Consider the following 21,163-nt stretch of genomic DNA (forward strand, 5'->3'; position numbering starts at 1 on the left):
TCAGTCTGTCAGGAAGGCCTCCGCCGCTCGCTGGATCTTCGCGTAGTACTCCGACCAGCCGGCCTCGTCCATGTGGTCCGCGTCGGACCCGCCCTGGCCATCGATCAGTTCACGCACGATGTCCGCATGACCGGCGTGGTGAGCCGTCTCGTCGACGACCCGGATCAGCAACGCGCCGAACGTCGTACTGCGACCGCCCTCGGGCCAGTGCGGGACCTCGGCCGGTGTGTCCAGATCGAGCTCGTCGATGGACTGGTCGCTGTGGGTGCACGCGTCGTGGTAGAGACCGGTGAGGTACTCCGTGCTCTCGGATGGCAGCGCCCACATGTCGCCACCGTCCCAGACAGTGCCGTCCTCCTCCCACGGCAGCGGCTTCACCGGTGGTCGCCCGACGCTCGTGCCGAGGTAGACGTACTCGATCCCGATCAGGTGCTTGACCAGTCCGAGCAAGTTCGTCCCGGATGGGACCAGCGGGCGGCGGCGATCGTAGTCACTCAGGCCGTCGAGCTTAGCCAGCATCACCGCACGGGTGCCTTGGAGGTACTTCTGCAGTTCGGCCTTCATCGACGGGACGCTAGTGCAGGCGTCAGACAGTTTCCGGCGCGCCCGGTGGAATGAACGGCACCGAGCCGGGACCGTCAGCGATGAGCCTCAGCAGGGCGTCGGTGTCGACGTACTCGTCGATGGCGTCCGCGAGCCGATCGAGCCGCGCCTCACGGAGACCGGCGAACGAGACCGTGCCGTCCGGTGCCGGCTTGCCGGTCAGCCGAGCCACCTCGGTCAGGAACGTGTGCCGGGCGGCGTCGTCGTCGAGCAGCCCGTGCCAGATCGTCCCCCAGGTGTTCCCCACCCGGCAGCCACCCGGGAACGATGACGCCTCGCCCGTCACGGTCACCACGCCATGATGGATCTCGTACGCCGTCGGTGCCGGGCGAGCCAGCACCTTCGCCCGCGAGAACTCCGTTGCTACCGGCAACAAGCCCAGGCCGGCGTGCACGCCGCCACCCTCGACGCCGTGCGGATCGGTGATCTCGCCGCCCAACGCCTGGTAGCCGCCACAGATCCCGAGCACAGGCCGTCCGGCCGCAACGCGTGCGCTGACCGCATCGGCGAGACCGAGCGACCGCAGCCAGGCCAGGTCCGACACCGTTGCCCGGGACCCCGGCAACACGACGAGGTCCGCATCCCGTACCTCGGCCGGGCTGGTGGTGAAGAACACGCTGTTCGTCGGCTCGACCGCCAACGCGTCGAGGTCGGTGAAGTTGCTGATCCGCGGGAACCGGATCACCGCCACCGTGAGCAGATCGGCCGAGGAGGTACGACGTACCGGGATGTCCAGCGCGTCCTCGGAGTCCAGCCACAGTTCGGGCAGCCACGGCAGGACGCCGTACGTCGGGCGGCCGGTCACGGACGTGAGCATGTCGATGCCCGGCTGGAGCAACGTCGCGTCGCCGCGGAACTTGTTCACCAGGAATCCGCTGACCAGCGCCTGGTCGGCCGCGTCCAGCAGCGCCACCGTGCCGAACATCGAGGCGAACACTCCCCCGCGATCGATGTCGCCGACAACAACCACGGGAGCCTTGCTGTGCTGCGCCAGCCCCATGTTCACGTAGTCCGACCGGCGCAGATTGATCTCCGTCGGACTGCCTGCGCCCTCACTGATCACCACGTCGTACCGCGAGGACAGATCGTCGTACGCCGCGAACGCGGCCTTGGCCAGCTCGGCCCGCTCGGTGAGGAAGCCGCGGGACGACAACTCGCCCCACGGCTGCCCCATCAGTACGACGTGACTGCGCTGGTCACTGCCCGGCTTGAGCAGCACCGGGTTCATCGCCGCCTCAGGCTCCGCGCCGGCCGCGACGGCCTGGATCCACTGGGCCCGCCCGATCTCGGTGCCGTCCGCGCAGACCATCGAGTTGTTCGACATGTTCTGTGCCTTGTACGGCGCCACCCGGACACCCTGCCGCGCCAGCCAACGGCACAACCCGGTCACCACGGTCGTCTTGCCAGCATCGGACGTAGTACCAGCAACCAGGAGTGAGCCCACGGAGTGATCTTAGGTTTCGTCGGACGGTCTGCCCTGCTCGGCCTCGGGTTTGACCGGAGTGATCCGGCGGCCCTGGGCGTCGGTGCTGGGCAGCCGTGGCCGCGGGCCCTGGAACCGGGTCCCCGCGCCACCCTCGCGGGCCGACAGCGGCTTCGCGATGTTCTCCAACGACTTGCCTTCCGCGTCGACCCCGAAGAACCACGCGATCAGACCACCGATCAGCATCACGGCCGCGCCGACGATGTACCCGACGGTCAGCGGACCGCGCGCCGGGTTGTCGCCCTCACCGATCAGCGAGGCGAACAGGAACGGCGCGATCACACCACCGGTCAGCTGCGAGATCGCGAAGAAGAACGAGATCGCCTGACCGCGCAGCTCGATCGGGAAGATCTCACTCACCGTCAGGTACGCCGACGACGCGCCGGCCGAGGCGAAGAAGAACACCACGCACCACAGCAGGGTCAGCGTGACCGCACTCAGCGCGCCGGCGTTGAACAGCAGCGCGGTGATGAACAGCACCACGGCCGACACGGAGTACGTGCCGAGGATCATCTTGCGCCGGCCGATGGTGTCGAAGAAGTGGCCGAGCAGCAGCGGACCGGCCAGGTTGCCGATCGCGAACGGGAAGAAGTAGAGCGCGATGCTGGAGTCGTTCAGGCCGAAGTACGCCTTCAGCACCAGCGCGTAGGTGAAGAAGATCGCGTTGTAGAGGAACGCCTGGGTGACCATCATCGAGAAGCCGAGGAAGGATCGGCTGCGGTAGTCGCGCAGCATCACGCGGGCGATCTCGCGGTACGTCACCGGCGGGTAGTCGATCACGTTGATCGCCTCGTCGTCGGACACCTCGCGCAGCTCGCCGCCCTGCCGCCGGACCGTGTCCTCGATCTCGTCGACGGTCCGCTCGGCCTCCTCGACCCGGCCGTGCGTCATCAGCCACCGTGGGCTCTCCGGGATGTGCCGGCGCAGGTAGATGATCATCAGACCCATCACCGGACCGATCAGGAAGCACAGCCGCCAGCCCCACTCGATCGGGATGATGTCCTCGTTCAGGAACACCAGACCGACCGCGGATCCGATCAGCGCGCCGGCCCAGTAGGTGCCGTTGATGCCGATGTCGACGCGCCCGCGGAACTTCGACGGGATCAGCTCGTCGATCGCGGAGTTGATCGCGGCGTACTCACCGCCGATGCCCATACCGGCGATGAACCGGAAGAACAGCAGCGAGTAGATGTCCCAGGACAGGCCGGCCAGACCGGAGGCGACCAGGTAGACCATCAGCGTGATGATGAACAGGCTGCGCCGGCCCCACTTGTCGGTGAGCCGGCCGAAGACGAGCGCCCCGACCACCTCACCGGCCAGATAGATCGAGGCCATCAGGCCGACCTCGGACGTGGTCAGGTGGAGCGTCTCCGGCTCCTTCAGCACGTTCCCGACCAGCGAGACCAACTGGATCTCGAGGCCGTCCAGGATCCACGAGACACCGAGTCCGACGACGATCATCCAGTGGAACCTCGTCCACGGCAGCCGGTCCATCCGGGCCGGCACGAGACTGGGTATCGCTCTGCCTTCTTCCAGTGCGTGCTCGCTGCTCATCCCTGCTCCTCCCGAGCCCGTGGTGTCACGGTGTGTCCGGCCGGACACATCTCCCGAGCCCGTACCCCAGGAGTCACGAAGTCCAAACCCACGGTCACGCGGCACCCCCGCCGAGTGCGCTGGTTACAGTGGCGGACATGGAGAACGAGATCAGCGTCGTCGACGCCAAAGAGCGCAGCCGGTACGAGGCACTCGACACCGACGGCAAACTGATGGCATTCGTCGACTACAAGCTGCACCCGGGCGTGATCAGCTTCCTGCACGCCGAGACGCTGCCCGAGTTCCGCGGCCGCGGCGTGGCCGGCCGGATCGCGTCGAAGTCCCTCGACGACGCCCGCGCCCTCGGCATGCGGGTCAAGCCGGCCTGTCCGTTCTACAAGGACTACCTCGAGCAGCACACCGAGTACGCCGATCTGGTCCGCCGGCCTGGCGAGGAGGCAACGCAGTGACCGCACCAGTACTGGGCAAGGTCGAGTGGCGACCGGCCGCGGAGGTGCCCGAACTCCTGGCGGCGCCGGTGCGCGACGCGCTCGGCGACGTCGCTGCCTACGCTGCCCCGATCGACCCGGGCCTGGCCGACACTGCCGCCTTCTGCGCGGAGTACGACGTACCGATGGACGCGTCGGCGAACTGCGTGATCGTGCACGGCAAGCGCGCCGGGGAGTCGACGTACGCCGCGGTGATGGTGCTGGCCACCGATCGAGCCGATGTGAACGGCGTGATCCGCAAGCATCTCGGCGTACGGAAGATCTCCTTCGCCGCCCAGGACGACGCGGTCAGCGCGACCGGCATGGAGTACGGCGGGATCACCCCGATCGGACTGCCGGCCGAGTGGCCGGTGCTGGTCGACGAAGAGGTCACCCGGGCCGGGCTGGTCGTGATCGGCAGCGGGGTCCGCGGGTCCAAGATCCTGCTGGACGGAGCCGACCTGGCCAAGTTGCCGGCAGCAACAGTGTTGGCGCTGGCACAGAGCTAGCTGTACCGACCCGGGGCGGTTGGGGGTGCGATGGAACAGTACGACTGGCCGGGCGAGTACGCCGAGTTGACCGCCGCCGACCAGCGCAGCCCGCTCCCACCGGCCGACCTCGACCGGCTGGGCGTCGCCGCCTTCGTCCTCGGCCACGACGACGAGGTCGCCACCTATCGTGAGCGCGCGTTCGACGAGCATCTCGCCCGCGGTGACGTCGACCCGGCGGTCCGCAGCGCGTTCTGGCTCGGCTTCCACCTGCAGAACCGGGGCGAGTTCGCCCGCGCGGCCGGTTGGCGTGCCCGGGTCGAGCGGATGATTCCGGCCGAGAACATCGAGCTGACCGGGCTCTTCCTGCAGGCGGACGCGGCCGCGCGGATGATGACCGGCGACCCCGTCACGGCACTCCCCCGGTTCGAACAGGCTCGCGAGCTCGCGAGCGAACCGTCCGCGATCGCGTTGGCATCGCTCGGCCGCGGCCGATGTCTGGAGATGCTCGGTCGGCGGATCGAGGCCCTCACGGCACTGGACGAGGCGATGGTGCACGTCACCGCCGGCCAGGTCGGCCCTGAGGTCGCCGGGATCGCCTACTGCGCCGTGATCGACCTGTGCATGCGGCTGTACGACGTACGCCGGGCGCAGGAGTGGACACACGCGCTCACCGGTTGGTGCGACCAGCAGTCCGGCCTGGTGCCGTACCGCGGGGTGTGTCTGGTGCACCGGGCGCAGATCCTGCAACTGCGCGGGGCCTGGTCCGAGGCGGCGGGCGCCGCAGAGGATGCTTGCCGTCGGCTGGCCCCCGGCGCGGTCGGCTCTGCGTGGTACCAGCTGGCCGAGCTCGAACGCCAGCGCGGAAGGTATGCGGAGGCCGAGCAGGCGTATCAGCGAGCCGGCAGCGAGGGTGCAGAGGTACAGCCAGGTCTGGCCAGGCTGCGGGCCGCGCAGGGAAACCACGCGTCGGCGATCGCCGGACTCGAACGAGCACTGGCTGAGGACCCGCTGGCTCCGACCCGTCCGGCGCTCCTCGCGGCGAGGGTCGACCTGGCCGTCGACTGTGGTGATCTCGAGGCGGCGCGGAAGGCCGCTGCCGAGCTGAACGAGTTCTCCCGCGCCGACTCGCCGTACCTGCAGGCATTGGCGGCGTACTGCGAAGGGGCGGTGCGGGTTGCGGGTGAGGACGCGCGAGGGGCGATGCCGTTGTTGCGGCGGGCATGGATGTTGTGGCAGGAGCTGGAGATGCCGTACGAGGCGGCGCGGACCCGGGTGCTGGTAGGGCGGGCGTGTGGAGCGCTCGGCGATGGTGATGCGGAGCAGATGGAGCTCGACAGCGCCCGGGCAGCGTTCGAGCAGCTCGGGGCGCTGGCTGACCTGGCGGCGCTCGAGCACACCGATCAGACCGGCGGGTTGAGCCCACGGGAGCTGGAGGTACTGCGCCTGCTGGCCACGGGCATCACCAACCGGGCGGTGGGTGAGCAGCTGTTCCTCAGCGAGCGGACCGTCGCCCGGCACGTGAGCAACATCTTCGGCAAGCTCGGCGTCTCCAGCCGGGCCGCGGCCACGGCGTACGCCTATGAGAAGGGCCTGGTCTGATTGGGTAGAAATGACCAGTCCGCCGCGCCGTGCTTGGCGTGGTCGGTCGATGTGGCGGCACGGTCCGCAGTCCTACGTTGAGCCGAACGAACGGCACAAGGGGGCTGGGATGAACAGGTTCGGGACTGTGGTGATCGGCGGCGGACAAGCCGGTCTGGTGATGGGCTACCACCTGCGGCGGCTTGGTGAGGACTTCGTGATCCTCGAAGGGCATCCGCGGATCGGTGACTCCTGGCGGCGACGGTACGACTCGCTGCGGCTGTTCAGTCCGCCGCGGTACGCGAGTCTGCCGGGTCTGCCGATCCCGGTGAACGACTGCCCGACGCGGGACGAGATGGGCGACTACCTGGAGCGGTACGCCGCCCACTTCGAGCTGCCCGTCCGGACCGGCGTACGAGTGACGCGGGTGTCGCGCGACGCCGAGGGCTTCCGGGTGGAGACCGACGAGGGTGAGTACCTGGCCGACCGGGTGATCGTGGCCGGCGGATCGCACACGGTGCCGCAGCGGCCGTCGTTCGCGAGTGAACTCGACCCGGCGATCCGGCAGCTGCACTCGCTCGAGTACCGCAACGCGGAACAGCTTGCCGACGGCACCGTCCTGGTGGTCGGCGCCGCGAACTCCGGCACCGACATCGCGTTGGAGGCCGCCAAGACCCACCGCACGCTGCTCGCCGGGCGGCATCCGGGGCAGGTCCCGGTCGACATCGACTCGGGGCGCGGCCGGATGATCCTGCCGATCGTGATGTTCGTGTTCCGGCACGTCCTCACCCGTCGTACGCCGATGGGCCGCAAGGCGCTGGCCGAGCAGGAAGGCCACGGGGTCATGCTGGTCCGCAACAAGCTCGCGGATCTCGACGCGGCCGGAGTGGTCGCGACGAGCCGGATCGAGAGCGTGCGCGACGGGCAGCCGGTGACCGCCGAGGGCGACGTACTGTCCGATATCGGGACCGTGGTGTGGTGCACCGGGTCGGGTCCGGACCATGGCTTCCTCGACCTGCCGGTCTTCGACAACGGCAGGGTGCGGCACGAGCGCGGCGTCGCGACCGGTGAACCCGGCCTGATGTTCCTCGGGCTCGAGTTCCAGTTCGCTGTCGCGTCAGGAACTATCCAGGGGCTGGACCGGGATGCCCGTTATCTGCTACGGCAGATGCGCCAAAACACCCTTCGGGGTGCCAGTCGGCCCGTTACCGTGGACAGGCGGTAGCATCGCGGGCTGAAATGGGTGAGTGGACGGGTGCCGGGTTCCCCTCGCAACCCCGGAGCGAGGGCTTGGGTGAGTCAGTGACAGTGGCTGGTGGCGAGGGCGGTCCGACCGCCCTCCGGATCATGCTGGGCGGACAACTGCGGCGGATGCGGGAGTCGGCCGGGATCAGTCGCGCCGATGCGGGCTGGCAGATCCGTGCCTCGGAGTCCAAGGTCAGCCGGATGGAACTCGGGCGCGTCGGGTTCAAGGAGCGCGACGTCAACGACCTGCTCGGGCTCTACGGGATGGACGACGAGGAGGAACGCAACCGGCTGATGGAGCTGGCCCGGGCCGCGAACAACCCCGGCTGGTGGTCCCGGTACGGCGACGTGATGCCGAGCTGGTTCAACAACTACGTCGGGCTCGAGGTCGCGGCGACGCTGATCCGGACCTACGAGGTGATGTTCGTCCCAGGGTTGCTGCAGACCGAGGAGTACGCCCGGGCCGTCGTCCAGCTGGGCAAGTCGTTCCTGCCCGGCGAGGAGGTCGAGCAGCGGGTCTCGCTGCGCGTGACCCGGCAGCAGATCCTGACCCGGCTGAATCCGGCCCGGCTGTGGGTGGTCATCGACGAGTCGGTGCTGCACCGGCCGGTCGGCGGCGAGGCGATCCTGCGGGCCCAGATCGAGCATCTGATCATGTGGGCGCAGCAGCCCAACATCACCTTGCAGATCATGCCGTTCAGCAGCGTCGGCTATCCCGGCACCGGCGGCGCGTTCAGCCTGCTGCGGTTCCCCGACGGGGACCTGCCGGACATCGTCTACATCGAGCACGCGGCCAGCGCGCTCTACCTGGACAAGCTCGAAGAGGTCGACGAGTACGTCGCGATCATGGAGGCACTCACGATCGCGGCGGCGCCGGTCTCGGCGACCGAGGGCCTCCTGAAGGAAGCCCTCGCCCGCCTCTGACGCCCCCACCCCGTCCCACCCTCACGTCTCAGGCCGACTTTGGGCACGGTTCAGATTTGGTTGGTGGGTGCACAAAGTGCTCGGGGTTGTGGGGGTGTGGGTCAGTCGACCTTGAGGTCGACCTTGATGTTGCCGCGGGTGGCGTTGGAGTACGGGCACACCTCGTGCGCCTTGGCGACCAGCTCCTCGGCGGCGGCACGGTCGACGCCGGGCAGACTCACCTCGAGCTCCACCTCCAGTCCGTAGCCGGCGCCGCCGTTGATCGGGCCGATGCCGACCGCCGCGGTCACGGTCGAGCCGTCGGCGTCTTGGCGAGCCTTGCGCGCGACCAGCTTCAGCGCGCTGTGGAAGCAGGCCGCGTAGCCGGCCGCGAACAGCTGCTCCGGGTTGGTTCCGTTGCCATTGCCACCCATCTCGACGGGCGGAGCGACGACGACGTCGAGCTTGCCGTCGTTGGTGGCCACCTTGCCGTCGCGGCCGCCCTGGGCGGTCGCGCGCGCGGTGTACAGAACCTTCTCGACTGCGATGGTCATATCTGTCGTTCTCCTGGTTCGTTCAGCGAGTGGGGTCGAGCACGAGCTTGCCGACGGTCCGGCGGGCTCGCATGTCTTCATGGGCGGTTGCGACGTCGGACAACGCGTAGTCGCCGCCGATGATCGAGGTGAGCTTGCCGCTGGCGGTCAGGTCGAACAGCTCGGCCAATGGACCGCCGACAGCGGCGGGATCACGCAGGCAGTCGACCAGCCAGAAACCGGCGATGGTCTTCGAGCCCTTCATCAGCCGGCCCGGGTCGATCGCCGCGGCGGCCTGCCGGGACGCGGCACCGAACGTCACCAGCCGGCCGAACGGCGCCAGCGCCGCGAACGACTCGTCGAAAGTCGGTCCGCCGACCATCTCCAGCACGATGTCGACCGGCTTGCCGCCGTTCGCCTCGATGATCCGGTCCTTCAGGCCTTCCGGCGTACCGTCGATGGCGACGTCCGCACCGAGCTCAAGAGTCTGGTTGCGCTTCTCCTCCGAGGACGCGGTCGCGATCACGCGGCCGGCGCCCCACAGCTTCGCGAGCTGCACGGCCAGCGAGCCGACACCGCCGGCCCCGGCGTGCACCAGCACGGACTCGCCGGGCGCCAGGTGGGTCATGGTCTTCAGCAGATGCCAGGCTGTGGTCCCCTGGACCACGAGTGCGAGCGCCGCTCCGTCACTGACGCCTTCGGGTGCGTCGAACGCCACCGCGGCCTGGGCGACCGCCTTCTCGGCGTATCCGCCGGAGCCGACCAGCGCGACCACCCGGCGACCGTCGGGCGTGTGTCCGACCACCTCACCACCGGGGGTCAGCGGCAGCTGCGCCTTGGACAGGTAGCTGTTCTCGACCTGATGCGTGTCCGCGTAGTTGATCCCCGCACGGTCCACCGTGATCAGGAGCTGCCCGTCGCCGGCCACCGGCTCCGCGACGTCGCTGACCCTCAGCACCTCAGGTCCGCCGAACTCGGCGATCTGTACCGCTCGCACGTTCTCCCTGCCTTCCGTCGTCCGTTCGATACGCTGTACTATACACTGTACGTTAACTGCTTCCAAGGAGGGATCGAGATGGGCCGGACACCGCGCAACACCCTCAGCTCCGAGCTGATCGTCCGGACCGCACTCGAGCTGATGGAGTCCAAGGGCACCGACGCGTTCAGCCTGCGCGGCGTGGCCGCCGAGCTCGGGGTCGGCCCGATGGCGCTCTACACCTACTTCCGGAACAAGGACGACCTGTACGACGCTGTCCGCGACCACCTGATGGGCCTGCTGCCCGCCGTACCGCGGGACGTGTCGTGGCCGGATCAGGTCCGGGCGGTGTGCCGGGGACTGCGGCTGCTGATGCTCCAGCATCCTTGCCTGGCGCAACTACTCGCGAGCCGGCCGTTGGCCGGGCACGAGACGGCCCGGGTGGCCGAGGGTCTGCTCGGAGTACTGCGTGCCGCCGGGTTCGATCCGGAGACGGCCGCGCGGACGCACACCACCCTGTTCACCTATGTGCTCGGGGCAACGTCGTGGGAGATCCAGATGGCCGCCGAGCGCCGTGATCCGGAGGCGTGGCGGCGGCTGCGGACGACGATGGAGTCACTGTCGGCGCAGGACTTCCCGACGGTCGTCGAGCTGGCGCCGGAGCTGGCCCGGACCACGGGCGGCGACGACCAGTTCGACTACGGCCTGGACCTCCTCCTCCAAGGCCTCCAATCCCCCACCCACCCCTAGCTCCCCCGCCCTACCCCTAGCTCCCCCGCCCCACCCTGATCCCCGTCTGGTGGGCTGACCCACCGGCCTGTGGGTTCGCACACCGCACGCGCCTGGCCAACCCACCATCCGATGGGCTAACCCACCAGCCAGGGCATCAGTACCCCGTACTTCCCCTGCACCGACCCCATCTCATGGGGACCCACCGGCCCGTGGGTTCGCAGACTGCACGCGCCTGGCCAACCCACTGCCTGGTGGGTGAGCCCACCAGACAGCGCATCAGTACCCCGTACTTCCCCTGCACCGACCCCATCTCATGGGCTGACCCACCGGCCCGTGGGTTCGCACACCGCACACGCCTGGCCCACCCACCATCCGATGGGCTAACCCACTAGCCAGCGCATCACTACCCCGTACTTCCCCTGCACCGACCCCATCTCATGGGCTCACCCACCGGCCCGTGGGTTCGCGCACCGCACGCGCCTGGCCAACCCACCATCCGATGGGCTAACCCACCAGCCAGCGCATCAGTACCCCGCACTGCCCCTGCACCGACCCCATCTCATGGGCCGACCCACCGGCCCGTGGGTTCGCGCACCGCACGCGCCCGGCCAACCCACCATCCGATGGGCTAACCCACCAGCCAGCGCACCCCATCTCATGGGCTGACCCACCGGCCCGTGGGTTCGCACACCGCACGCGCCTGGCCAACCCACTGCCTGGTGGGTGAGCCCACCAGACAGGGGTGGCGGGTCAGAAGACCATTGTGATGATGGCGAGGATGCCGATGCAGACGATCAGCACGCGTAGCGCGATCGGGGGGAGCTTGCGGCCGTAGCGGGCGCCGAGGAAGCCGCCGATCGTCGAGCCGACCGCGATCAGACCGGCGGCCAGCCAGTCGACGTCGGCGACGATGATGAACAGAACCGCGGCGACCGTGTTGACGACGGTGGCGAGGACGTTCTTGAGGCCGTTCATCCGCTGCAGGTTCGAGTCCAGGCCGAGGCCGAGGATCGCCATCAGGAGCACGCCTTGCGCGGCACCGAAGTACCCGCCGTAGATGCCGGTGGCAAAGACCGCGGGGATCACCCACCAGGCACCGCGATGGGCGTGCGACGGCACGCTGATCCACTTCGACAACCAGGGCTGGAAGGCGACCAGCAGACAACCGAGCAGGATCAGCACCGGTACGACGGCATGGAACGCGGAGTCGGGCAGGGTGAGTAGCAGCACTGCCCCGACGACGCCGCCGAGCAGCGAGGCCGGGATCAGCCGGATCATCCGGCCGCGCTGGCCTTCCAGTTCACGCCGGTAGCCGATCGCACCGGCCGCCGTACCGGGAGAAAGACCGACGGTGTTGCTGACGTTCGCCAGCACCGGCGGGATTCCCACGGCCAGCAGGGCGGGAAACGTCAGCAGCGTGCCCGACCCCACCACAGCGTTGATCGTGCCCGCGCCCATCCCCGCCACCAAGACGAACAGCGCCTCGAACCATGTCATCGCTGCCAGACTTTACGCACGTGATCGGCGGTCGTGCTCATCGGTCCGTCCGTTGAGCAGTCAGGCTTCGATCGCTCCAGCGCCGACGTGAGGACAGGGCCTCCCCGGACGTACCGGGAAGGCCCTGTCGACGGTTGCTGCTCAGCGATCCTGCGGCGGCTCGGCAGCCGGCGGAGCCGAGGGCTCGGAGTTCGGCGACACCGGCGGCACCGTCGGCGGGGTCTGCTGACTGCGGGTGCTGACAGCGGCCTTCTGCGCGGCCGCGATCGCCTCCGCAACGGCGTTGTCGGCCTCGACCACCGCGGCGTCCGGGACGTCCGCGGAGACGCCCGCGAGCTCGGGTGCGTGGCCGTTCTCGAGCTCCGGCGCCTGCCAGGAGCCCTCGGCCTTCTGAGTGATGCCGGCCACCTGGCCGACCGCACTGCCGAGACCCTTGAGCGCGTCGCCGATCTCGCTCGGCACGATCCACAGCTTGTTCGCGTCGCCCTGGGCGATCGACGGCAACATCTGCAGGTACTGGTACGCGAGCAGACCCTGGTCCGGCTTACCGGCGTGGATCGCGTTGAACACCGTGGTGATGGCCTGCGCCTCACCCTGTGCCTTCAGGATCCGGGCCTCCCGCTCGGCCTGCGCACGCAGGATCCGGGACTCCCGGTCACCCTGGGCGGTGAGGATCGCGGACTGCTTCTGGCCTTCGGCCGACAGAACGGCCGACTGCCGCATACCTTCGGCGGTCAGGATCGCGGCCCGCTTGTCGCGGTCGGCGCGCATCTGCTTCTCCATCGAGTCCTGGATCGACGGCGGCGGGTCGATCGAGCGCAGCTCGACCCGGTTGACCCGGATGCCCCACTTGCCGGTCGCCTCGTCCAGCACGTAGCGGAGCTTCTCGTTGATCTCCTCACGGCTGGTCAGCGTCTGCTCCAGGTCCATGCCACCGATGATGTTTCGCAGCGTCGTCATGGTCAGCTGCTCGATGGCCTGGATGTAGTTCGAGATCTCGTACGTCGCCCGGACCGGGTCGTTCACCTGGAAGTAGATGACGGAGTCGATCGACACCATCAGGTTGTCCTCGGTGATGACCCCCTGGGGCGGGAACGCGACCACTTGTTCGCGCATGTCGATGGTGTAGCGAACCTTGTCGACGAACGGCGTCAACAGGTTCAGGCCCGGCTGCAGACCGGTCTTGAACTTGCCGAACCGCTCGACGATCCCGACGGTCTGCTGCTGCACCACCCGGACGGACTTGACCAATGTGACGATCACCAGCAAGGCGACAGCCGCAAGCACTATGAGGAACGCGGTCACTAGACCCTCCACTCGACAGAACCCTCAGGACGGACAGTCTTTCCTATCGACGGGCCACCCGGCGTTCCGGTTCCCGGCGAGTCGGAGGCCAGATCCCTCGGGGATCGCTGCCGTCCCTCGATTCCGACAGTACTGCGCGTAGGGGCCGACTCAACCGGCCCACCGCGTCGGTTGTGTGTCAGTTCTGGGGCGGGTCGGCCGGATCGGGGTTCGGCGTCGAGTCCGGCGTGTTCAGCTCGTGGTGCAGCGGGTCGCCGACCGGGTAGACGACGGCCGTTGCACCGTCGATCGCCATCACCTCGACCCGCTGACCCGGCTCGATCGTCGACACCTCGTCGTACGGGCGGGCCGTCCAGAGCTCACCGTTCAGCCGGATCGAGCCGCCACCGTCGGGATGGATCTCCTTGACCACGGTCCCCATCCGGCCGATGACGTGGGCCGATCCGGTCTTGAGCTCGCCACCGTGGTGCATCTTGCGGACGAGCAGCGGACGGATCGCGGCGAGCATCGCGCCGGCAGTGATGAGTCCGACGACGATCTGCAGCCAGAGCAGTCCTGGGAGGAAGGCCGCCACCCCGGCGGCCGTGAGCGCACCGGCAGCCAGCATGAGCAGGGTGAAGTCGAGCGAAGCAAGCTCGGCCAGACCGAGGACGGCGGCGATCGTCAGCCAAGCCGCCCACACGTTGTCCCGCAGCCAATCCATCATCTGCCAAGCCTATCCACGTTCCGGTCCCCACACAGGCTCTTGGACGTGCCTGCCCGGTCACAGGATCCCCCACTGTCTGATGGGCTGACCCAGGAGCTGGTGGGTTGGCCCAGCGCACGCGGCTGGCCGACCCACCATCTCCCTGGCCCACCCACCAGACGGGGCGGGTGGGTGGGCGGGGCGGCAGCGCGGCCGGGCGGGGGTGGCGGGGTGGTTGGGCGGGGCGGCAGCGCGGCCGGGTGGGGGTGGCGGGGTGGGGTGGTTGGGGTTGGGTCGGGTTGGGGTCAGAGTGCGCGGGCGGTGTATCTGCCGTCTTCGTGGTTCAGGGAGAGGGCGAGGTCGAAGGTGTCGCTCAAGGTCTGGGCGGTGAGGGCCTCGGCGATCGGGCCGGCCGAGACGATCCGGCCCTGCTTGAGCAGCAGCGCGTGGGTGAAGCCGGGCGGGATCTCCTCGACGTGGTGGGTGACGAGGACCATCGCCGGGGCACCGACTGCGGTCGCGATCGAGCTGAGTGAGCGCACCAGCTGCTCACGACCGGTCAGGTCGAGACCAGCAGCCGGCTCGTCCATCAGCATCAGCTCGGGATCGGTCATCAGGGCACGGGCGATCTGCACCCGCTTCCGCTCCCCCTCCGACAGCGTGCCGAACGTGCGCTCGCTCAGGTGCGCGATGCCGAGCTCGGCCAGCAACTCCTTGGCCCGCTGGTGATCCAGCTCGTCGTACTCCTCACGCCAACGACCAAGTACGGCGTACGACGCGGAGACGACGACATCCGCGACCCGCTCACCCCTGGGGAGGCGGTCGGCCAATGCTGCGCTGGTGAGTCCGATCCGCGGTCGCAGTTCGAAGACGTCGACCGCACCAAGCACCTCACCGAGCAGTCCGGCGACACCTGCGGTCGGGTGGATCTGGGCGGCGAGGATCTGCAGCAGGGTCGTCTTGCCGGCACCGTTCGGTCCGATCACCACCCACCGATCGGCCTCGTCGACGGTCCAGTCGATCCCGTCGAGCAGAAGCGCGTCACCGCGGACGATCGACACCCCGGCCAGCTCCACCACTGCAGTCATGCCCCAAAACCTACGGGGTGGCTCCGCGTGCCCGGCACCCACCCTGGACCTGCCTGGCCGGAGTCGTCCGGCTGTTGTAATGGTGGGACACTGTCGGGCGTGCTGACCACCTCCGCCTCGGTCCGGTTCACCGTCTGGACGAACGCGATGCTGACCGGTGCCTGCGACCCCGACACCGCCGCACAGAAGATCCTCGGCGACGACGTCGGGCACCACGTCGCGGGCTTGGCCGGACATCCGGACCCGGCCACTCTCCCGGTCGCACTGAACCTCTTGCGTGCCGCCGGCGCGACCCAGGCCCACCTGGCACTGCCGGTGCCGGGTGACCCGATCGGACTCGCCGGCCCGCCGCCGTTCAACGAGGCCGCCTTGGAGACGGGTGAGGCCGTCGTACTGTCCGGCGCTGAGATCGGACTGGTTCCGGCGTACGTCGGTCCGGCGGTGCAGTGGAGTGTGATGCCCGCGACAAGTCCGCTGCCGGCCGACATCGGCGAGGCGGACCGTGGTCTGCGGCTCGCGCTGATCGAGGCTGCGGATTCACTGGCCGCACTCGACGTCGCGCGCTGGAAGCCCGAGGTCGCGGACGCGCTGATCGACATCCGCAAGATCGGCAGCGGCCGGAACGACGACCTTGCCCCGGGCTACCAACCTCGCGCGGTGAAGGCGGCCGCGACCGCCCGGCGGTGCCTGGCCATCGCGGACGCCGCGCTCGAGGACGACGGCGCGGCGGTCACCGGCGCCGAGGCGGACGCTCGCCGCCGGGCGCTGCTCGACCTCGCCGCCGCGGCCCGGCGCGCGTTGGTCGCGGCCTGCGCGCCGCCTGTTCACGCCTGAGATATGGACCGGACAGCAGACCGACAGGTGATTTGGGTAGCGTCGGTGCTGCGATGACAGAAGAGGCTGAGCTCGAGAAGCATTCACCCGATCGACCGACCGTGCTGGTCACTCTGACCGGCACCGACCGGCCCGGGCTGACGTCCGCCGTGCTCTCGACGATCGCGACCCGCGGCCTCGAGGTGATCGACGCCGAACAGGTCGTGCTCCGGGGCCGGCTGGTCCTCGGCGTACTGCTGTCGGCACCGCGTGACCACAAGAACCTGAAAGAGGAACTGAAGGCGCTGGCCGACGTCCTCGACGTCGACATCTCGGTCAAGAAGGGTGTCGGCGACAACGAGCCGCGGCGCAAGGGCCGCAGCCAGGTGACCGTGATCGGGCATCCGCTGTCCGCGGCCGGGCTGGCCGCGATCGCCGGCCGAATCGCCGACACCGGCGCGAACATCGACCGGATCAGCCGGATGGCGCGGTACCCGGTGACCGCGATGGAGATCGCCGTCTCCGGTGCCGACTCGGACACGCTGCGTACCGTGCTCGCGCTGGAGGGTGTCCGCCAGGGTCTCGACGTCGCGGTGCAGGACGGCGGCCTGTACCGCCGGGCCAAGCGGCTGATCGTGATGGACGTCGACTCGACGCTGATCCAGGGCGAGGTCATCGAGATGCTCGCCGGGCACGCCGGCCGGCTGGAGGAGGTCGCGGCCGTCACGGAGCAGGCGATGCGCGGCGAGCTCGACTTCGCCGAGTCACTGCGGCATCGGGTCTCCAAGCTGGAGGGCCTGCCCGCGTCCGCGCTCGACGAGGTGTACGACGCGATCCAGCTGGCGCCCGGCGCGCGGACGCTGGTGCGGACGCTCAAGCGGCTGGGGTACAAGTTCGCGATCGTCAGCGGCGGGTTCAGCCAGATCACCGGCAAGCTGGTCGCGGAGCTCGGCATCGACTACGCGCAGGCGAACGAGCTGGAGATCGTCGACGGCAAGCTCACCGGCCGGCTGATCGGCGAGATCGTCGACCGGGCCGGCAAGGCGACCGCGCTGCGGCGGTTCGCCGCACAGTCCGGTACGCCGCTGTCCCAGACGGTCGCGATCGGTGACGGCGCCAACGACCTCGACATGCTCGCCGCGGCCGGGCTCGGTGTCGCATTCAACGCCAAGCCGGTTGTCCGCGCGGCCGCCGACACGCACCTGAGCGTGCCGTACCTGGACACGATCCTGTACCTGCTGGGCATCAGTCGCGAGGAAGTGGAAGCCGCGGACGCGGACAACCCGGCCTGATTGCACCATCCGGCCGGGAGAATTCCCGCAGACACGCGGGTGCGGGAAGATCGCGACATGGAGCTTTCCATCCGGCCCGCGACACCCGATGACGCGGGCGCCATGTACCAGGTGATCGCTGCCAGCGAGCAGGACTGGCGCGGTCAGGTCGAGGCGATTCCGGACCAGGTCGCGGCGGACCTTCGCCGCCCCGGGCTGAATCCTGAGCGCGACACCCTCGTCGTGCACGCGGAGAACGGCGATCTGGCCGGCTGGGCCTGGCTCCACCTGGGCAAACGCGCCCAGGTCGCCGTCCACCCGTCGTACCGCGGACGCGGGATCGGGACGATGCTGCTCGACTGGATCGAGGCGCGGTCCCGTGCGGCCGGGAGCGACTGGGTCGCCCAGACCGTGGACGACGCGGACAAGGCCGGCACCGACCTGCTCCGGTCCCGCGGATACGAGGTGCTCGCCACGAACTGGCTGCTCGTACGGTCGATCGACGTACCCGCCGCTCCGGGGCTGTCGGCCGGGATCAGGCTGGACAGCTACGAGCCGGCGCGGGCGCACGAGGTGCATGAGCTGGTCCAGGACGCGTTTTCCGCCTTCCAACCACGCCGGAAGTCCTTCGAGGAGTGGCGGCAGCTGACCGTCGAGCGGCCCAGCTTCCTGCCCGAGGTGTCGACACTGGCGTACGCCGGGGACGAGCTGGTCGGCGCGGTGCTCGCGCTCGACCTCCCGGACAGCGGCGAGGGGTACGTCGAGCAGCTCGCGGTCCGGGCCGACCAGCGGAACAAGGGCATCGCCCGCGCGATGCTCGACCAGACCTGCGCCGAGTTCGCCCGGCTCGGGCGCGACAGCTGCATCCTGTGGACCCACTCCGGAACCGGCGCCCTCGCCATGTACGAACACCTCGGCATGCACGTCCGCCGCAGTACGACGGTGTATCGCGCACCGATCTGACACGGGCCATCCACAATCGGCCGAATGGAGACCGACGCGTCTATTAATTGCGAACGATAGGTAGCGGGAACGTTACACGCTGCCCCCTTCCCCCGGTAACTGTCTGTGCTTAACATTCAGCCACTGGCGTGTATCAGACGGTGGGGGAAAAATGACACGCAGTAGGCACGCTCCGCGTCTCAGCTCAGGATTCTCTCTCGGCGGACAGCAGGCGGAGGCCGACCCGCTTCTCGAGGAAGCCTTCGACGAAACCAACCAATACAAGGCCGTCTCGTCCAGGGACGATCATCGGTGCTTCATCATCGGACGAACGGGTAGTGGCAAGTCGGCGCTCCTTCGGCGATTGGAGTGCGAATACCCGGACCACGTCATCCGCATCAGCCCGGAAGACCTGTCCCTGACCTATGTCGCCGATCTCCAGTCGGTCCGGTGGCTGAGCGAGCACGAAGTACACCTGGACCCGTTCTTCGTTGCACTCTGGAAACACGTTCTGCTGGTCGAGATCATCAAGCACCGCTACCAGGTCGACTCATCGGCCGGCAAGCAAAACTTCCTTGCCCTACTGGCCGACAGGCTCAAGCGCGACAAAAGCCAGACGGAAGCTCTGAGGTATCTCGAGGACTTCCAGGGCAAATTCTGGTGCGAAGCAGATGAACGCGTCCGGCAGATCGCCGATCGCTTCGAGTCCCAGATCAACGGTGCCGGCTCGTTCGACGCCAAACTCGTGAAGGCCTCGGCAGGCGGCGCGATCACCGCCACCCAGGCGAGCAAGATCGAGATCGTCAACCGCTACCAGAGAATCGTCAACGCGACTCAACTGCCACGACTCAACCAGATGATCAAGGTACTCGACGAGGACATCCTCGAGTCCCGCCAGAACTTCACCTTCATCCTCATTGACGATCTGGACCAGGACTGGGCCGACGACTCGGTCGTCAACGCTCTCATCCGTTGTCTCTTCCGAGCGGTTTCCGACCTGCAGCGCGTGCAGAACCTGAAGGTCCTCGTCGCACTCCGGACGAACATCTTCGAGGCCCTCGACTTCGGTCGGCGGACCGGCGGACAGGAGGAGAAGTTCCGCGCCTTGTCGATGCGCCTGCGGTGGTCGACGGCCGATCTCGAGGCCATGCTGGACGAACGCGTCCGGGCGGCCGCAGCCCCTCGCGACCTGGAGTTCACAACGGTTCGTCACCTGCTGCCGGCGACGAACAGGGCGCGCGGCGACCCACTGACTTTCATCCTCCGCCGCACGCTGATGAGACCTCGAGACGCCATTGCCTATCTCAATGAATGTCTCGAGGGGACCGTCGACAACCCCAGAATCACCTGGGAGCGGATCAGAGCAGCCGAATCCCCGTACTCACACGACCGAAGACTCGCGCTGCGCGATGAATGGAAACCCACCTATCCAGGAATCGATGAGGTGCTTTCCACTTTCGAAGGAAGGCCGTACAAGTTGTCCCGAGCTCAAATGTCCGCGGCCTTGGACGAGATCGCGACGCTGGCCGCGGACCACGCATTCGTAGGGACCAGCTGGCTCTGCCGGCTGACCGCTGAGATCTGGAATCCCGAGCCCTGCGTCTGGACCGACAAGTACAAGGACATCATCGGGCTCCTGTTCGACATCGGCTTCGTCGGATGCGTCGGGACCGGTGGTCAGCCGGTCTTCAGCCACGACGACCCGGACTATCTCGATCGACCGTCGAAACTCGCTCGCACCACCTCCTTCGTCGTCCATCCGGCCTTCCGGAATGCGTTGGACATGACGACTCCCGCTCGTCAGCGGCAGCGCTTGTAGTACATCTGGCTCCGGCTCGTCGAGCTCGTCGGCCCTGGTCCCCGGTCGACGTCGCTGCCCGGATTGCGCTTCCGGACGGGGTGAGCACCTATCCTTCGGCTATGTCTGATCTGCCGGGTGGGCCGGGAGCCCTGTTCGCCATTGGTGGCGCCGAGGACAAGCTGAAGAAACGCACGGTCCTGCAGGAGTTCGTCGAGTCGGCCGGTGGATCCAAGGCCCGGATCGTGGTCGTGCCGACCGCGTCCGCGCTCGGGCCTGACGTCGTCGACGTGTACCACGCCCTGTTCGCCGCCCTCGGCGCCGCGAGCGTCGTCGGAGTCCGCCCGGAGAACCGCGAGGACGCGGACGATCCGGCGTTCCTCGAGCCGCTGGACGACGCGACCGGCATCTTCATGACCGGTGGCAACCAGCTCAAGCTGGCCGGTGTCGTCACCGGTACGGCGTTCGGCCGCGCGGTCACCGCCGCCCACGCCCGCGGCGCAACCGTCGGCGGTACGTCGGCCGGCGCGAGCATCCTGGCCGAGCACATGATCGCGTTCGGCCGCTCGGGCGCCACCCCACGGCAGCGGATGAGCCAGCTGTCCGGCGGCCTCGGCCTGGTCCAGGGTGCGATCGTCGACCAGCACTTCGCCCAGCGGAACCGGTATGGGCGGCTGCTGTCGCTGGTCGCCCAGTCCCCCGGCCTGCTCGGCATCGGAGTCGACGAGGACACGGCCGCTGTTGTCCGCGGCACTCACCTGGAGGTCGTCGGCCGTGGCGCGGTGACGATCTTCGACGGCAGCCGGATCGCGTCCAACGCCCACTACGCCAAGCGATCCGAGCCCATCCTCGCGTCGGGCGTCGTACTGCATGTGCTCCCGGCGACCGCGACGTTCGACCTGGAGGCTCGGGTGCTGCTGTCGTACGGCCCGCAGCCGCCGGCCGAGGAGATCGCCGAGCTCGAGGCCGCCGAGGCGGACCTGCAGAAGCTGGCGAGGGAGATCGCAGCCGAAGGGGTGTCACCCAAGTACTACGCGGATCGCAAGCGGCGAGCGGGACGTCGTACGGCACAGGCTGAACGGGCGGCCGGCAGATCATCGGCGGCCGGGGAGTCCAGACCGGAGGCGACCGAGCCGTTCACGGCCGGCGCCCAGCTCGACGACCCCTCCGACCGCACGCCGCCATCAGAGTAGGACCGT

At 68.6% G+C, this 21,163-nt stretch carries 20 protein-coding genes; 11 read left to right on the forward strand and 9 right to left on the reverse strand.

Features of this window, described 5'->3' with window-relative positions; translation table 11 throughout:
* Genes AB0I34_RS04820 through AB0I34_RS04830 form a run of 3 tightly spaced genes read right to left on the reverse strand, consistent with a single transcriptional unit; the run spans position 1 to position 3,640 of the window.
* On the reverse strand, positions 1-564 hold the full coding sequence (locus tag AB0I34_RS04820; protein ID WP_360439467.1) for a DinB family protein: 564 nt from the start codon (positions 562-564) through the stop codon (positions 1-3).
* Positions 565-586: 22 nt separating this feature from the next.
* Positions 587-2,047 (reverse strand): cobyric acid synthase, encoded by a 1,461-nt coding sequence (locus AB0I34_RS04825; RefSeq protein WP_360439470.1) that lies wholly within the window; start codon positions 2,045-2,047, stop codon positions 587-589.
* A 9-nt stretch (positions 2,048-2,056) separates the two neighbouring features.
* The gene (locus AB0I34_RS04830; protein ID WP_360439473.1) at positions 2,057-3,640 is read right to left on the reverse strand and encodes an MFS transporter; all 1,584 of its coding nucleotides are present in this window, start codon (positions 3,638-3,640) and stop codon (positions 2,057-2,059) included.
* Between the two features lie 137 nt (positions 3,641-3,777).
* Here AB0I34_RS04830 and AB0I34_RS04835 point away from each other — a divergent pair, with 137 nt between their 5' ends.
* The 5 genes from AB0I34_RS04835 to AB0I34_RS04855 all read left to right on the forward strand — a co-directional run bounded on the left by AB0I34_RS04835 (position 3,778) and on the right by AB0I34_RS04855 (position 8,345).
* Positions 3,778-4,089: a GNAT family N-acetyltransferase gene (locus AB0I34_RS04835; protein ID WP_360439476.1), complete on the forward strand. Its 312-nt coding sequence runs from the start codon at positions 3,778-3,780 to the stop codon at positions 4,087-4,089.
* On the forward strand, positions 4,086-4,616 hold the full coding sequence (locus AB0I34_RS04840; RefSeq protein WP_360439479.1) for a YbaK/EbsC family protein: 531 nt from the start codon (positions 4,086-4,088) through the stop codon (positions 4,614-4,616). Before AB0I34_RS04835 ends, AB0I34_RS04840 begins: the two co-directional genes overlap by 4 nt.
* A gap of 30 nt (positions 4,617-4,646) precedes the next feature.
* Positions 4,647-6,197 (forward strand): LuxR C-terminal-related transcriptional regulator, encoded by a 1,551-nt coding sequence (locus AB0I34_RS04845; RefSeq protein ID WP_360439482.1) that lies wholly within the window; start codon positions 4,647-4,649, stop codon positions 6,195-6,197.
* Positions 6,198-6,306: 109 nt separating this feature from the next.
* Complete coding sequence (locus AB0I34_RS04850) at positions 6,307-7,401, forward strand: NAD(P)/FAD-dependent oxidoreductase (protein ID WP_360439485.1); 1,095 nt, start codon at positions 6,307-6,309, stop codon at positions 7,399-7,401.
* A gap of 122 nt (positions 7,402-7,523) precedes the next feature.
* Complete coding sequence (locus AB0I34_RS04855) at positions 7,524-8,345, forward strand: helix-turn-helix transcriptional regulator (protein ID WP_360440082.1); 822 nt, start codon at positions 7,524-7,526, stop codon at positions 8,343-8,345.
* 101 nt (positions 8,346-8,446) lie between these two features.
* Here the strand turns inward: AB0I34_RS04855 and AB0I34_RS04860 are convergent, their stop codons facing one another.
* Complete coding sequence (locus AB0I34_RS04860) at positions 8,447-8,878, reverse strand: organic hydroperoxide resistance protein (RefSeq protein ID WP_360439488.1); 432 nt, start codon at positions 8,876-8,878, stop codon at positions 8,447-8,449.
* Between the two features lie 22 nt (positions 8,879-8,900).
* Positions 8,901-9,854: a zinc-binding dehydrogenase gene (locus AB0I34_RS04865; RefSeq protein ID WP_360439491.1), complete on the reverse strand. Its 954-nt coding sequence runs from the start codon at positions 9,852-9,854 to the stop codon at positions 8,901-8,903.
* A 78-nt stretch (positions 9,855-9,932) separates the two neighbouring features.
* On the opposite strand from AB0I34_RS04865, the gene AB0I34_RS04870 reads away from it, so the two are divergent.
* Entirely contained in the window at positions 9,933-10,583 is a 651-nt protein-coding gene (locus tag AB0I34_RS04870; RefSeq protein WP_360439494.1) for a TetR/AcrR family transcriptional regulator, read from the forward strand.
* Positions 10,584-11,315: 732 nt separating this feature from the next.
* Here AB0I34_RS04870 and AB0I34_RS04875 read toward each other — a convergent pair.
* From AB0I34_RS04875 to AB0I34_RS04890, 4 genes are all read right to left on the reverse strand, one after another.
* Positions 11,316-12,062: a sulfite exporter TauE/SafE family protein gene (locus AB0I34_RS04875; RefSeq protein WP_360439497.1), complete on the reverse strand. Its 747-nt coding sequence runs from the start codon at positions 12,060-12,062 to the stop codon at positions 11,316-11,318.
* 141 nt (positions 12,063-12,203) lie between these two features.
* On the reverse strand, positions 12,204-13,367 hold the full coding sequence (locus AB0I34_RS04880; RefSeq protein WP_360439500.1) for an SPFH domain-containing protein: 1,164 nt from the start codon (positions 13,365-13,367) through the stop codon (positions 12,204-12,206).
* A 178-nt stretch (positions 13,368-13,545) separates the two neighbouring features.
* Positions 13,546-14,073 (reverse strand): NfeD family protein, encoded by a 528-nt coding sequence (locus tag AB0I34_RS04885; protein WP_360439503.1) that lies wholly within the window; start codon positions 14,071-14,073, stop codon positions 13,546-13,548.
* 284 nt (positions 14,074-14,357) lie between these two features.
* The gene (locus AB0I34_RS04890) at positions 14,358-15,140 is read right to left on the reverse strand and encodes an ABC transporter ATP-binding protein (protein WP_360439506.1); all 783 of its coding nucleotides are present in this window, start codon (positions 15,138-15,140) and stop codon (positions 14,358-14,360) included.
* A 99-nt stretch (positions 15,141-15,239) separates the two neighbouring features.
* Here AB0I34_RS04890 and AB0I34_RS04895 point away from each other — a divergent pair, with 99 nt between their 5' ends.
* The 5 genes from AB0I34_RS04895 (at position 15,240) to AB0I34_RS04915 (ending at position 21,157) form a co-directional block, all read left to right on the forward strand.
* Positions 15,240-15,974, forward strand: coding sequence for a hypothetical protein (locus AB0I34_RS04895; protein WP_360439509.1), 735 nt, complete (start codon positions 15,240-15,242; stop codon positions 15,972-15,974).
* A 53-nt stretch (positions 15,975-16,027) separates the two neighbouring features.
* On the forward strand, positions 16,028-17,245 hold the full coding sequence (gene serB, locus AB0I34_RS04900) for a phosphoserine phosphatase SerB (protein ID WP_360439512.1): 1,218 nt from the start codon (positions 16,028-16,030) through the stop codon (positions 17,243-17,245).
* Positions 17,246-17,302: 57 nt separating this feature from the next.
* The gene (locus AB0I34_RS04905) at positions 17,303-18,187 is read left to right on the forward strand and encodes a GNAT family N-acetyltransferase (protein WP_360439515.1); all 885 of its coding nucleotides are present in this window, start codon (positions 17,303-17,305) and stop codon (positions 18,185-18,187) included.
* 151 nt (positions 18,188-18,338) lie between these two features.
* Positions 18,339-19,985 carry a hypothetical protein gene (locus tag AB0I34_RS04910; RefSeq protein WP_360439518.1) on the forward strand — a complete coding sequence of 549 codons (1,647 nt, stop codon included), beginning with the start codon at positions 18,339-18,341 and terminating at the stop codon, positions 19,983-19,985.
* 101 nt (positions 19,986-20,086) lie between these two features.
* Positions 20,087-21,157, forward strand: coding sequence for a cyanophycinase (locus tag AB0I34_RS04915; protein WP_360439521.1), 1,071 nt, complete (start codon positions 20,087-20,089; stop codon positions 21,155-21,157).
* Positions 21,158-21,163 lie beyond the last annotated feature (6 nt).

It is taken from the genome of Kribbella sp. NPDC050281 (genome assembly GCF_040655855.1).
Taxonomy (GTDB): Bacteria; Actinomycetota; Actinomycetes; order Propionibacteriales; family Kribbellaceae; genus Kribbella.